This is a genomic window from Georgenia alba (genome assembly GCF_042665525.1).
GTDB classification, from domain to species: Bacteria; Actinomycetota; Actinomycetes; order Actinomycetales; family Actinomycetaceae; genus Allobogoriella; species Allobogoriella alba.
On the sequence record NZ_JBHTCQ010000001.1, the window covers coordinates 16,982 to 30,111 of the forward strand.

The window sequence follows — 13,130 nt, forward strand, 5'->3', positions numbered from 1 at the left end:
CGCCTGGCGACCCTTTCACGTGGCAGCATGCCCGTTGCCGGTGCTCGCCGCGGTCCATACCGTGGGGGACGCCGGCGCGACGTCGCCCGGAGGACGAAGGAGTGACTGTGGACGACCTGGATTTCGCCCGCGCGGCGGACATACGGCCCATCGAGGAGATCGCGGCCAAGGCCGGGATCCCGCACGAGGCGATCGAGCCGTACGGCCGGCACATCGCGAAGGTCGACGTCACGAAGCTCGCGCCGGGCGGCCGGGGCAAGCTCGTGCTCGTCAGCGCGATGAGCCCGACGCCGGCCGGCGAGGGCAAGACGACGACGTCGATCGGCCTCGCGGACGCGATCGCCCGCGCCGGGCGGCGCACCATCGTCGCGCTCCGCGAGCCGTCGCTCGGGCCGGTGCTCGGCATGAAGGGCGGTGCCGCGGGCGGCGGCCGCTCCCAGGTGCTGCCGATGGAGGACATCAACCTGCACTTCACCGGCGACTTCCACGCCATCACGACGGCGAACAACACCCTCGCGGCGATCGTCGACAACAGCATCCATCAGGGCAACCCCCTGGGCATCGACGCGCGGCGCGTCACCTGGCGGCGGGTGCTGGACGTGAACGACCGCTCGCTGCGCAACGTCGTGACGGGCCTCGGCGGGCCCGCCGAGGGTGTCCCGCGCGAAGCCGGCTTCGACATCACCGCGGCGAGCGAGGTGATGGCCGTCCTGTGCCTGGCCACCGACCTGGCCGACCTCAAGGAGCGGCTCGCGCGCATCACGGTGGGTCTCACCGGCGACCGTCGCCCGGTGACGGTGGGCGATCTCGGCGCGCAGGGCGCGCTGACCACGCTGCTTCGGCACGCGATCAAGCCGAACCTGGTCCAGACCATCGCCGGCACGCCGGCGTTCGTGCACGGCGGCCCGTTCGGGAACATCGCGCACGGCTGCAACTCGGTCATCGCCACCACGACGGCCCGCTCGCTCGCCGACGTCGTCGTGACCGAGGCGGGCTTCGGCGCGGACCTCGGCGCGGAGAAGTTCCTCGACATCAAGACGCGGGTCGGTGACGTGGTGCCCGACGCCGTCGTCCTGGTCGCCACCATCCGCTCGCTGAAGTACCACAGCGGGGTCGCGGCGTCGGAGCTGGAGACGCCCGACGCGGCCGCCGTCGAGGCGGGGATGCCGAACCTCGTGCGCCACGTGGAGAACATCCGCAAGTTCGGCCTCGAGCCCGTGGTGGCGATCAACTCCTTCCCGTCCGACACGGACGAGGAGCGTGCGGTCGTGCTGGAGTGGGCGGCGGCGAACGGGGTGCGCGCGGCGGTCGCCGACATCTGGGCGCGTGGCGGCGGCGACGAGGGCGGGGACGAGCTCGCCGCCGCGGTGCTGGAGGTCCTGGACGGCCCCGGCGACGCGTCGTCGTTCCGCCGGCTCTACGAGCCCGAGGCCACGGTCGAGGAGAAGATCCGCACCGTCGCGCGGGAGATCTACCGCGCCGACGACGTCGAGTTCTCGACGGCCGCCAGACGCCGGCACGCGGAGATCGAGCAGAACGGGTGGGACGACCTGCCGGTGTGCATCGCCAAGACGCAGTACTCGTTCTCCGACGACGCGAAGGCGCTCGGGGCAGCGGAACATTTCACGCTCCAGGTCCGGGACCTCGTCGCGCGGACCGGCGCAGGCTTCGTCGTCGCGCTCACCGGAACGATCATGACGATGCCGGGCCTGCCCAAGACACCCGCGTTCGAACGCATCGACGTCGACGAGCACGGGGTGATCTCGGGGCTGTCCTAGGAGCGGCCGGAGGTACTCCGGAGTACCGTCGAGACGGACGGGAGGCGGTCATGGCCACAGGCTTCGCATCAGCTCCGTGGCGCTCGCCGAAGCAGGTCGCCCAGCTCCTCGCCGTCGTCCTCGCCCTGGCGACGTCGATCGCCTATCTGTTCGTCCCGGCGTACGAAGGCGTGGTCTCCGACGGCACGACGGAGACCACCACGACGGCGACGCTGCTCGAGGAGAACGGCCCGCACGTGCTGGCCGTCCTCGCGTTCCCGGTCCTCCTGACGCTGCTGCCGCTGCTCGTGCGCGGCCGGGCAGCCCGGTGGGTCGGTCCGGTCTCGGTCGCGCTGCTGGCGACGTTCGTCGTGCTCGGCGGGTTCAGCATCGGCCTGTTCTACGTACCGGCGCTGCTCGCTTCCGTCTTCGGCCTCGCCCTGCCCACCGCGCACCGACGGTCCACCGAGCAGCTCGAGACGGTCCCACCAGGTGCGTGAACCCTCCCGCTGACGTTCGGCCCCGCCGGGATGCGAGGTCCGGGCGTCCGCGTGACGATGGGTCCCGAGGCCGCGGCGCGACAGCATCCGACCGACGGAGGACGCAATGGCTACCTGCGACACCTGCGGGAACGAGTACGACAAGACGTTCACCATCACCCGGGGCGCCGAGTCGGGAACGTTCGACAGCTTCGAGTGCGCCGTCCACGCCATGGCTCCCACGTGCGAGCACTGCGGCGTGCGGATCCTCGGCCACGGGGTCGAGGCCGACGGTGATGTGTACTGCTGCGCGAGCTGCGCCCGCATGTCCGGCGCGGTGGAGCTGGTCGACCGCGCCTGACCGCCACCCCGCGCACCTCGGCCGGCGCGACCGATCCGACAGAATGCCCGGGTGGACATCCGGGTCGGCGCATACGCGGTCATCGTGCGGGACGGCACCCTCCTCCTGCCGCACTGGAACGAGAACGGACGGCAGGGCTGGACGCTCCCCGGCGGCGGGCTCGACCCCGGTGAGGATCCGGCCGACGCGGCCGTCCGCGAGGTCCGTGAGGAGACCGGCTACGACGTCGTCCTCGACGGGCTGCTCGGCGTCGACAGCCTCGTGATCCCGGCGGCGGACCGGCTGGTGCCCGGCCGGGGCGGCGTCCCGCTGCACGGCCTGCGCATCGTCTACCGGGCGCACGTGATCGGCGGCGAGCTGACGGTCGAGCAGGACGGCACGACCGACGACGTCCGGTGGTTCCCCGTCGCCGACGTCGACGGCCTGGACCGGGTGGAGCTCGTCGACACCGCCCGCCGCTGGGCGGGACTGCTCTGACCTAGGCCGCGAGGGCGTCCACCAGGTCGAGCACCGGGGCCGCGCCGTCGTCCCGGCGGACACGGTCGGCGAACGCCGTGGCGCGACGGCGGTAGCGGGGGTCCGTGGTGACGGTGTGGATCGCCTCGGTCAGGCGGTCGGTGCACATCCGGCGGAGCGGCACCACGCCCGGTGCGACGCCGAGCGACACGGCCCGGGCGGACCAGAACGGCTGGTCGGACAGCACGGGGACGGGGACCGTCGGCACACCGGCCCGCAGCGCCGCCGCCGTCGTGCCGGCTCCCGCGTGATGGACCACGGCCGCGACACGGGGCAGCAGCCACTCGTGCGGGACCACTCCGGCGGTGATGATGTCCTCGCCGTCGTCCGGGAGGGCGTCGACGCCCTGGAGGATGCCGCGCACACCGGCGCGTCGTAGCGCCACGACGGCGTGCCGGACGAGCCGGTCGATACGTCCGGTCGCCATGCTGCCCAGGGTCACCAGCACGGGCGGTGGTCCGGCGTCGAGGAACTCGACGAGGTCCGCCGGCGGCGTCCAGGCCGGCTCGGGCGGGGAGAACCAGTAGCCGACGACGTCCAGACCGTCTCGCCAGTCCGCCGGCCGGGGCACGATCGAGGGGCTGATGCCGTGCAGGATCGGCCACCGGTCCTCGGCCTGGACGCGCCGCACCTCGCGGATGCTCATCCGCGGCAGACCCAGTCGGTCCCGGAGCTCACGGACGGCCGCCGACGTGGCCGCGTCGATGACCACGGAGGCCGCGTGCCCGAGCGCGAGGTTGCCGGTGGCACCGAACGGCCGCGGCGTCAGCCAGATCGGGGAGAACTCGCGCGTCGGCTCCAACGGCTGGAGGTACAGGCCGGCGCTCGGGACGTCGAGGGCCTGCGCCACGTGCCAGCCGAGCGGCGCCGTCGAGGACGCCAGCAGCAGCACGTCCGTCCCGGTGCCGGCGGCGTCGACGAGCCCCTCGCCGAGCTCACGCAGGAACTGACGTGCCAGCCGGACCGACTGGCTGACACCGCGCGGGGTCGCGCCACGCCCCCCGGTGCGCTGCTCGTCGTCGAGCAGAGCCTCCATGTCTCCGCCGATCGATCGGTGACCGAGACCGGCAGCCGTCACCAGGCCGGCGTGCGAGTCGTGCACACCGATCGTGACCTCGTGGCCGGCCGCCTGCAGCCGCTGACCGACCCCGAGGAAGGGCACCACGTCTCCACGGGTGCCCGACGTCGCAATGAGCACTCTCACGGCACCATCATGGCGGTCCGGGCACCCTCCGGTCACCGATCGACACCCCGGCGGACCAGGACGAGGACGGTCGGACGGCCCCGCGCGACCCGGGCTACCGTGCCTCCGTGACCGTTCCGCACCTCCCCACGTACGACGACGTCGCCGCCGCGGCGGACCGGCTGACGGGCCACGCGCACCGGACGCCGGTACTGCGCTCACGCCTGCTCGACGCCGCCCTCGACGCCCGGATCTTCCTCAAGGCCGAGAACCTCCAGCGGGTCGGCGCGTTCAAGTTCCGCGGCGCGTTCAACACCCTCGCCCGCCTCGCGTCCGAGCAGCGCCGCGCCGGCGTCGTCGCGTACTCCTCGGGCAACCACGCGCAGGCGGTGGCCCTGGCCGGGCACCTCCTCGACGTCCCCGCGACGATCGTCATGCCGCACGACGCGCCGGCGTCGAAGGTCGCGGCCACCCAGGGCTACGGCGCCACCGTGGTCCGGTACGACCGCTACACCGAGGACCGCGAGGAGATCGGCCGCGCGCTCGCGGAGCGCGACGGGCTGACGCTGGTGCCGCCGTACGACCACGCCGACGTCATCGCCGGGCAGGGCACCGCCGTTCGGGAGCTGCTCGAGGACGTGGGTGAGCTGGACGCCCTATTCGTGCCGCTCGGCGGCGGCGGGCTGCTCTCGGGCTCCCTGCTCGCGGCCCGCGAGCTGAGCCCGGGCTGCCGGATCTACGGCGTGGAGCCGGCCGCCGGGGACGATGCCCGCCGCTCGCTCGCCGAGGGACGCATCGTGCACATCGACACACCCCGCACCATCGCCGACGGCGCCCAGACCCAGCACCTCGGGGAGCTGACGTACCAGATCCTGCGGCGGGAGGCACCGACGATCCTGACCGCGACGGACGAGGAGCTCGTTATGACCATGCGCACCCTGGTCACGTACCTCAAGGTCGTGGTCGAGCCGACCGGTGCGCTCGGCCTCGCCGCCGCCACGCGGCTCGCGGAGGAGCTGCGCGGTGAGCGCGTCGGTGTGGTGCTCAGCGGAGGGAACGTGGACCCGGCGCGGTTCGGCGCCCTGCTCGCCGGCACCTGACGCCACCGCGGCAGCGCTCGCCCACCGCTGCCGGCATGCCTGCAGCGGTGGGCGACGGGTGCAGTGGTCGCGGGGTGGAGGGTCAGACGCCGGCGCGGACGCGCTCGTCCCGAGGGTCGCGGACCGCCCACTCGTGCTCCCCGGACCCGACCTCGTGCGTCTCCCCGCCGGGCAGCTCGACGAGGGCGCTCGCACCGGCCGGGACGACGGCGCGGACCCGCACCTGCCCGTCCTCGGCCCGCCAGCCCGCCTCCGCGGGCCCGTACGGGGTCTCGAGGCGGGCCGTGGCGTGGTCCATCCCGGCGATCGGCACGGGTGCGATACGCAGCCGCCGGTAGCCGGGCGCGGCGGGCGCCAGTCCGGCAAGGCGCCGGTACATCCAGTCGGCCACCGCCCCGAACGCGTAGTGGTTGAAGGACGTCATCTGCCCGGGGTTGATGGTCCCGTCCGGCAGCATCGAGTCCCAGCGCTCCCAGACCGTCGTGGCGCCCATGGTCACGGCGTACAGCCAGGACGGGACACCGGTCTGGAGCAGCAGCCGCCCGGCGACGTCCGCGTGACCGGTGTCGGTCAGCGCGTCCGCGATGATCGGCGTGCCGACGAACCCGGTGCCGATCCGGTCTCCGGCCTCGCGGACCAGCTCGGCGAGCCGGTCCCCCATCGCCTGCCGTTCCGCGGCGTCCACGAGCTCGTAGGCGAGGGCCATGGCGTAGGCGGTCTGGGCGTCGGAGGTGATCCGGCCGTCCCGGGTGACGTACGCGGTGAGCCAGGCCTGGCGTGCTCGTTCGGCGAGGTCGCCGTACCGCTGCGCGTCCGCGGCGTGGCCCAGCTCCTCGGCCGCCCGGGCCACCAGCCGGGCGGAGCGCACCAGGTGGGCGGTGGCCACGATCTCCTTGGCCACCTTCGCCTCGCCCGGGGCGTCCGGCGGGGAGTCCGGGTCGAGCCAGTCGCCGAACTGGAAGTCGCCCTCCCAGAGCAGGTTGTCCCCGGCGCGCTCGGCGACGACGTCGACCCAGGCGCGCATCGACGGGTACTGCTCGGCCAGCGCCCGGCGGTCACCGAACCGCTCGTAGAGCACGGTCGGGACCACGGTGGCGGCGTCGCCCCAGGCGGCCGCCGGCCGGTCGCCGTCGGGCAGCACCTGGGGGACCACGAAGCCGAGGGATCCGCCGGAGGCGGCCTGCTCGGCCTCGACGTCCTTGAGCCAGCCGGCGAGGAACGCGTCGGCGTCGAAGAGGGTGGAGGCCGTGGGGCTGAAGACCTGGATGTCACCGGTCCAGCCCAGCCGCTCGTCACGCTGGGGGCAGTCGGTCGGGATGGACAGGAAGTTGCCGCGCATGCCCCACACGACGTTCTCGTGCAGGCGGTTGACCAGCGGCTCGGAGCACTCGAACCAGCCGGTGCGGTGCATGTCCGAGCCCACCACGACGGCCGTGAAGGCCGCCGCGTCCCGCCGGCCGTCGAACTCCCGGGGCCAGCCGTCGACCTCGACGTAGCGGAAGCCGTGGAAGGTGAACTCGGGCTCGAGGACGTCCTCGCCGCCGGAGAGGACGAGCTCGTCGGTGGCGCGGGCGTGCCGCAGCGGCCGGGTCCCGAGCTCGCCGTGCTCGAGGACCTCCGCGTGCCGGAGGGTGACGACGTGGCCGGCGGGGCCGGAGACCCGCACCCGGACCCGCCCGACGAGGTTCTGCCCGAAGTCGAGGACCGTCCTGCCGGACGGGGTCGTGAGCACCTCCCGGACCGGGAGCTCCCCCGTCCGCCGGACGGGCTCGGCCAGCGCCGGCACCGGGAGGACGTCGACGTCGCGGGTGGTCACGGCCGGCCAGCCGGCGTCGTCGTACCCGGGCTCGGACCAGCCGGTGGCGGCGCGACGGGCGTCGATCCGCTCGCCGTCGTAGATGCCGCTGCTGACCACCGGTCCCGCGGCGGCACCGCGCCAGTCCGGGCCGGTCGTCACGACCTGCGAGGTGCCGTCGGCGTAGCGCAGGTGCAGCTGTGCGGCGACCGCGGGCTGGTCCTCGCCGTAGACGCGGCGGGCATGGCCGTGGAAGCCGAACTTCTCCGTGAACCAGCCGCCGGCAAAGCGGATCCCGACGGCGTTGCGGCCCTCGCGCAGCAGCCCGGTGACGTCGGTGGCCTCGTGGGCCAGGCGGTACTGGTAGCTGGTCCACCCGGGCTTGAGGACGGCGTCGTCGACGTCTCGGCCGTTGATCGCCACCTGGTAGACGCCCTGGGCGGTCGCGTACAGCGTGGCGGAGGCGAGCGGCCGGTCGAGGTCGATCTCCGTGCGCACCAGGCCCGGGCAGGCCTCGCCGTCGGGCTCGGCCAGGGTGACGAAGGCGGCCTGCCACTCACCGTCGCCGAGGAAGGTGCTGCGCAGCTCGACCGGCTCGCTCCACGGCGAGGCCGCACCGTCCTGTCCGGTGACCCGCACCTCGAGCCGGTGCCGGGCACGCGGGGCCAGCGGATCGAACGGCCAGTCCACGAACACCGACTCGTCGGTCTCCAGCCGGGCGACCTCGCTGCCGTCCAGCCGGACCTCCGCGCCGGCCTGCCGCCACCCCGGGACGTCGGAGCCCACGGTCCACGACAGGCGCGGCGTCGGGGTGTCGGCGAACGCGCCGTCCCGGCGGCGCTCGACGCGGACGGCGGTCACTCGGGGGGTGCTCATGAAACGGATCGTCCTCTCGGGTTCAGCCCTTGACGGCGCCGGAGGTCATGCCGGCGACGATCTGGCGGTTGAAGAAGATGTACATGACCAGCGGCGGGATGGTGATCAGCAGCACGTCGGTGAACAGCAGGTTCCACTGGTTGAGCGTCTGACTCATGAAGTTGTACAGGGTGAGCTGCACCGTGGCGTTCTCGTCCCCCGGCAGGAAGTACAGGGGGTTGGTGAAGTCGTTGAACACGTTGACCGCCTGCACCACGATCACCGTGATGACGGTGGGCTTCATCAGCGGCAGGATCACCGTGAAGAAGAGGCGGACGGCGCCGGCACCGTCGATGAGCGCCGCCTCGTCCAGCTCCCGCGGGATGGTGCCGACGAACGCCCGGAACAGGAGGATGCAGAAGGACAGCCCGAACGTCGCCTCGATGAGGATCAGCCCGGGCATCGTCTTGAACAGTCCCAGCGCCTGCAGGAGCCACACCGTCGGGACAACGGCCGGCGGGACGATGAGGCCCGCAAGCACGAAGAAGTTCACCACGGGGTTCCACCGGCTGGCCCGGCGCTGCAGCACGTAGCCGACCATCGCGGCGACGATCACCATGATGGCGACGCTGGTGACGGTGAGGACCGTGCTGTTGACGAACGCCCGCAGCACGATGCCGTCCCGCATGGTGAGGACCTCGACGAGGTTCTCCACGAACGCCATCTCCTGGGGCCAGGAGAAGCGCAGCTGCGAGGCCTCGGCCGGGGTCTTCATCGCCTGCAGGACGACGAACGCGAACGGTACGAGAAAGATGACGACCGACAGCAGGATGCAGATCGCGCCGAGCAGGGTGCCTGTGCGCTTCATCGCTCTGTGCCCTTCCTGCGCGAGCGCTGCGGTGCCTCGCTCCACCGGCGCTCGTGCCTCGCGCCGCCTCCGCGGGGGCTCCTCGCGCTCATCGCTCTGTGCCCTTCCTGCGCGAGCGCTGCGGTGCCTCGCTCCACCGGCGCTCGTGCCTCGCGCCGCCTCCGCGGGGGCTCCTCGCGCTCATCGCTCGACCGCCTTGCGGTTGATGAGCATCGTGATCGGCACCATCACCGCGGTGACGACGACGAACAGGATCACGTTGCCCGCGGTGGACAGCCCGTAGAACCCGGCCTGGTACTGCTTGTAGATGACCGACGCGATGACGTCGGAGGCGAAGCCCGGTCCGCCCCCGGTCGTGGCCCAGATGAGGTCGAAGGACCGCAGGCCGCCGATGAGCGACAGGATGATCACGGTCCCGGTGGCCGGCATGACCAGCGGGAGCGTGATGCTGCGGAACTGCTGCCACCGGCCCGCGCCGTCGACGCGGGCGGCCTCGTAGTACTCCTGCGGGATGGCGACCAGGCCGGCGATGTAGATGAGCGTGGCGATGCCGAGCCCTTTCCACACGTCCACGGCGGCGACGGTCAGGAGCGCGATGCTCGGGTCGGTGAACCAGCCCGGGCCCTCGAACCCGAAGGCCCCGAGGACGGCGTTGACCAGGCCGTCGAACGGGTCGAGCAGCGCCGTGAACATCACGCCGACGCCGATCGTGGAGACCAGCACGGGGAAGAAGACGACCGACCGGAGGTAGCCGCGGGCGATGATCTGCGACGTGAGCAGCACGCCGAGCGCCAGACCGATGACGACCTTCGCGCCCGAGGTGGTCACCCCGTAGATGAGAGTGTTGACGAAGCCCGTGACGAGCTGCGGCTCCTGGAAGAACCGGACGTAGTTCTCGAGGCCGATGAACTCGATGTCGAAGAGCGTCCAGCGGGTGAGGCTGAAGTAGAAGGACGCGAACGTCGGCACCGCGAAGAAGACCACGTACAGCACGCCGGCGGGCAGGTAGAACCACATGGGGTAGGCGTGCCGGAGCACGCCGGACGAGCGGGCCTTCTCCTCGCGCCGCGAGGTGCGGGCCCGGGCCCGACGGCCCCGCACCTCGGCGGCGGCGAGGGTCACCAGCCCTCGATCCCCAGCTGCTGGGCCTGGTTGACGACGTCCTGGTCGTACCGTGCCGCGGCGTCGCCGGCCGGGCGGATCCCGGAGCCGACCTCCACGAGGATGTGCTCGAGGTTCGGGCCCTTGATCGGCGAGAGGAACTCTAGCGCCGGCGCCGACCTGCCCTCGTCGACGTAGGTCTGCAGGTCGGTGAGGATCGGCGGGGCGTCCTCCGGCAGCTCGCAGGTACCCGGGTAGGGCCCGGCGGCGGTGAGGTGCTCGTTCTGGATCTCGCACCCGGCGTCACTGGTGATGAACTCGACCAGGGACATCGCGGCCTCCCGCTCCGCGTCCTCGGTGGTCTGCGGGACGTAGACGCCCGTGGCCTGCCAGATCGTGGCGGTCGTGCTCGCCGCGTCCTCGGCAGGCATCGCGAAGTAGCCGATGTCCTGCACGGCGTCGGGCGCGATCTGCTGGATCTGCGCGACGAGGTTGGACAGCATCGGGTAGTGGGCCCCGGCGCCCTCGGCGAGCATGCGGGCGCCGTCCGCGTCCGTGGCGGAGGCGAAGTCCTCGTTGAAGTAGCCGCCCTCCTGGACCTCCTGCAGGTGCTCGAAGCCGGCCACCGCCGGCTCCTCGGCGTACGCCCGGTTGTTGGCGGTGTACTCGTCGGCCCACTCCGGGTCGTCGGCGAGGACGTTGCCGAAGTCCGCGAGCACCCACAGCTGGCTGGTGAAGGTGGCGCCGTAGGTCTGGATCACCGGTGCGACGTCCGACTCCGCGGCGATGGTCTCGTTGTTCGCCATGAACTCGTCCCAGCTCTGCGGGACCTCGAGGCCCAGGTCCTCGTAGACCGCCCGGTTGTACAGGATGCCGCCGCCGAACGTGGCGCCCCAGGCGTTGCCGTAGGTGCCGTTCTCGGTGCTGACGGTGTTGACGAACTCCTCGTCCAGCTCGGATGCCCACGGCTGGTCGCTCATCTCGACGAGGGTGGAGTCCGGGTTGAGGGCCTGGAACAGCGAGCCGGTGTTGTAGATGAACACGTCGGCCATCTCCCCGGTGGACAGCCGGGTCTTGACGATGTTGTCGCCCTCGGCACCGCCGGGTCGGGTCTCCAGGGTGACGGAGATGTTCGGGTGGTCGGCCTCGAAGGCCTCGACGAGCGCCTCCGCCGCGGCGACCGTGTCCGCGCTGTTGTCGACCAGGAAGTCGATCTCGACACCGTCGCCGCTGCCCGAGCCACCGGAGCAGCCCGCCAGCGCGAGCATCGTCAGGGCGCCCGCCACGGCGACGACGCCGCGCGGCCTGCTGCTGAGGTTCATGCCTTACCTCCTCGTAAGGGCGAGCGTGTGAACCGATCTACACTCGAGAGTGAATCCTTTCACTCTCCACGCAAAGTAGTCTGTCCCCCGGAGCACTGTCAACCGATCTACACGTGAGGCGGCCCGCATGGCAACGAGCCCCGTCCCGGACACGGGTCGCAGCAGCGACGGGGAGCCGGCGCGGCACGCGGCCGGCCGGCGACGCGGCGCGACGATCCAGGACGTGGCCCGAGAGGCGGGGGTCTCGCGCGCCGCTGTCTCCAAGGTGATCCGCAACGCCTACGGCGTCTCGGACCAGATGCGCGCGCGGGTGGAGGCGGCGATCGCCACGCTGGACTACCGCCCCCGGGTGGCCGCGCGCGCGATGCGTGGCGCGAGCTTCACGCTCGGACTGGAGATCCCCCAGATCGGCAACGACTTCCACTCGGTGATCGCCTCCGCGGCGACCGAGGTGCTGGCAGAGACCAGCTACCAAGTGGTCATCGCCCCGATCCGCGACCCGCAGCAGGGCGACAAGGCCCTGCAGAGCCTGGCGGACCGGCAGGTCGACGGCATCGTCGCCGTCGCACCGCTGGTCTCCACGGACTGGCTCGACACCCTCGCCGAACGGGTCCCGCTCGTCATGGTCGGCCGGCACGACGTCTCCACCCGTTACGACACCGTGGCGGGTGACGACGAGTCCGGCGCCGAGCAGGTGATGGAGCACCTGGTCGAGCTCGGGCACCGGCGGATCGCGTTCCTGGACGTCGACCGGCGGCGTGCCGCCGGCAAGTCGTACATCTCCCCCACCGGGCGCGACCCGCACTCCATCCGGCGCCGGGTCTACCACGAGCACATGGGCGCCCTCGGCCTCGCGCCGCTCGTGGTCGAGTCCCTGGGCCACATGGAGGAGGACGCAGCGGCGGCGGTGAGCGAGATCCTGACGAGCGGGCCGCACCCGACGGCGATCTTCGCGGGGCACGACACCCTCGCCGTCGGGGCGCTCCGGGCCGTTGCCGCGGCCGGGCTCGACGCCGAGGACGTCTCCGTCGCCGGCTTCGACGACATCCCGATCGCCAGCCATCCGCTCATCTCCCTCACCAGCGTCGACCAGCAGGGCTACGCCATGGGCGCCGAGGCCGTCCGGCTCCTGCTCGAGCGGATCGACGGACGCACCGAGGCGGTCCAGGTGCAGATGCCGACCTCCCTGCGAGTCCGCGCGTCGACGCGTCCGCCGCGGAGCGTCGAGGGCGTCAGGCCGGAGCCAGGAGACGATCGATGACCCGGTCGGCGATCTCCCCGGGCATCAGCTGCTCGGTGTCGAGCTCCAGGTCGCACGGTGCGATCCCGGGCCGGAGCTGCTCGAACCGCTCGTAGGCCCGCTGGAGGAAGCCCGGGTCCTTGGACAGCCCGCGCTCCGGGTCACCGGCGACGCGACGCAGGGCCGCCGGGTACGTCGCCCGCAGCAGCACGCGGAGCGTGCCGGTCCCGTCCGGCACACGACTCATGAGGTGACTGGTCTCCCGGCGCGTGTAGATCGGGCCGTGCGCCACCACCAACTCGACGGGCGTCTCCAACCACGCGCCGACCAGCCGGCCGTGCACCTGGTGCGCGAGGTCCCAGTCCTCCGGGCGCCCGGGCACCATGGACGCCACCTCGTCCACGTCGACGACGGCGACGGTGCGCCCGGTGGCCTGCACGCGCGCGGCGACCTCGCGGGCGACCACCGACTTCCCGGCGGCGATCGGCCCGAGCACGACGACGAGACGCGCGGTCGGTCGTGGCATGGGTCGATGCTACGGCGGCCGGGAAGC

General features: G+C 72.4%; 12 protein-coding genes. 6 read left to right on the top strand and 6 right to left on the bottom strand.

What is annotated here, in order from left to right:
* Positions 1 to 101 precede the first annotated feature (101 nt).
* The 4 genes from ACFQQL_RS00080 (at position 102) to ACFQQL_RS00095 (ending at position 3,074) form a co-directional block, all read left to right on the top strand.
* Positions 102 to 1,778 (top strand): formate--tetrahydrofolate ligase, encoded by a 1,677-nt coding sequence (locus ACFQQL_RS00080; RefSeq protein WP_382389990.1) that lies wholly within the window; start codon positions 102 to 104, stop codon positions 1,776 to 1,778.
* 50 nt (positions 1,779 to 1,828) lie between these two features.
* Complete coding sequence (locus ACFQQL_RS00085; RefSeq protein WP_382389992.1) at positions 1,829 to 2,257, top strand: hypothetical protein; 429 nt, start codon at positions 1,829 to 1,831, stop codon at positions 2,255 to 2,257.
* Between the two features lie 106 nt (positions 2,258 to 2,363).
* Complete coding sequence (locus ACFQQL_RS00090; RefSeq protein ID WP_382389994.1) at positions 2,364 to 2,597, top strand: hypothetical protein; 234 nt, start codon at positions 2,364 to 2,366, stop codon at positions 2,595 to 2,597.
* A 51-nt stretch (positions 2,598 to 2,648) separates the two neighbouring features.
* Complete coding sequence (locus tag ACFQQL_RS00095; RefSeq protein WP_382389996.1) at positions 2,649 to 3,074, top strand: NUDIX hydrolase; 426 nt, start codon at positions 2,649 to 2,651, stop codon at positions 3,072 to 3,074.
* A 1-nt stretch (position 3,075) separates the two neighbouring features.
* On the opposite strand, the gene ACFQQL_RS00100 is transcribed toward ACFQQL_RS00095, so the two are convergent.
* Positions 3,076 to 4,317, bottom strand: coding sequence for a glycosyltransferase (locus ACFQQL_RS00100; protein ID WP_382389998.1), 1,242 nt, complete (start codon positions 4,315 to 4,317; stop codon positions 3,076 to 3,078).
* Positions 4,318 to 4,424: 107 nt separating this feature from the next.
* Between ACFQQL_RS00100 and ACFQQL_RS00105 the strand changes: the two genes are divergently transcribed.
* Entirely contained in the window at positions 4,425 to 5,396 is a 972-nt protein-coding gene (locus tag ACFQQL_RS00105; protein WP_382390000.1) for a threo-3-hydroxy-L-aspartate ammonia-lyase, read from the top strand.
* Between the two features lie 82 nt (positions 5,397 to 5,478).
* Here ACFQQL_RS00105 and ACFQQL_RS00110 read toward each other — a convergent pair whose 3' ends face one another.
* The 4 genes from ACFQQL_RS00110 to ACFQQL_RS00125 all read right to left on the bottom strand — a co-directional run bounded on the left by ACFQQL_RS00110 (position 5,479) and on the right by ACFQQL_RS00125 (position 11,337).
* Positions 5,479 to 8,067, bottom strand: coding sequence for an alpha-L-rhamnosidase (locus ACFQQL_RS00110; protein WP_382390002.1), 2,589 nt, complete (start codon positions 8,065 to 8,067; stop codon positions 5,479 to 5,481).
* A gap of 22 nt (positions 8,068 to 8,089) precedes the next feature.
* Complete coding sequence (locus ACFQQL_RS00115; protein ID WP_382390004.1) at positions 8,090 to 8,914, bottom strand: carbohydrate ABC transporter permease; 825 nt, start codon at positions 8,912 to 8,914, stop codon at positions 8,090 to 8,092.
* Positions 8,915 to 9,094: 180 nt separating this feature from the next.
* The gene (locus tag ACFQQL_RS00120) at positions 9,095 to 10,036 is read right to left on the bottom strand and encodes a carbohydrate ABC transporter permease (protein WP_465253982.1); all 942 of its coding nucleotides are present in this window, start codon (positions 10,034 to 10,036) and stop codon (positions 9,095 to 9,097) included.
* The gene (locus tag ACFQQL_RS00125; RefSeq protein WP_382390006.1) at positions 10,033 to 11,337 is read right to left on the bottom strand and encodes an ABC transporter substrate-binding protein; all 1,305 of its coding nucleotides are present in this window, start codon (positions 11,335 to 11,337) and stop codon (positions 10,033 to 10,035) included. Before ACFQQL_RS00125 ends, ACFQQL_RS00120 begins: the two co-directional genes overlap by 4 nt.
* A gap of 127 nt (positions 11,338 to 11,464) precedes the next feature.
* Here ACFQQL_RS00125 and ACFQQL_RS00130 point away from each other — a divergent pair, with 127 nt between their 5' ends.
* Positions 11,465 to 12,598 carry a LacI family DNA-binding transcriptional regulator gene (locus ACFQQL_RS00130; RefSeq protein WP_382390008.1) on the top strand — a complete coding sequence of 378 codons (1,134 nt, stop codon included), beginning with the start codon at positions 11,465 to 11,467 and terminating at the stop codon, positions 12,596 to 12,598.
* Here the strand turns inward: ACFQQL_RS00130 and ACFQQL_RS00135 are convergent.
* Positions 12,570 to 13,103: a hypothetical protein gene (locus tag ACFQQL_RS00135; RefSeq protein WP_382390010.1), complete on the bottom strand. Its 534-nt coding sequence runs from the start codon at positions 13,101 to 13,103 to the stop codon at positions 12,570 to 12,572. The genes ACFQQL_RS00130 and ACFQQL_RS00135 overlap by 29 nt on opposite strands.
* Between the last annotated feature and the right edge of the window lie 27 nt (positions 13,104 to 13,130).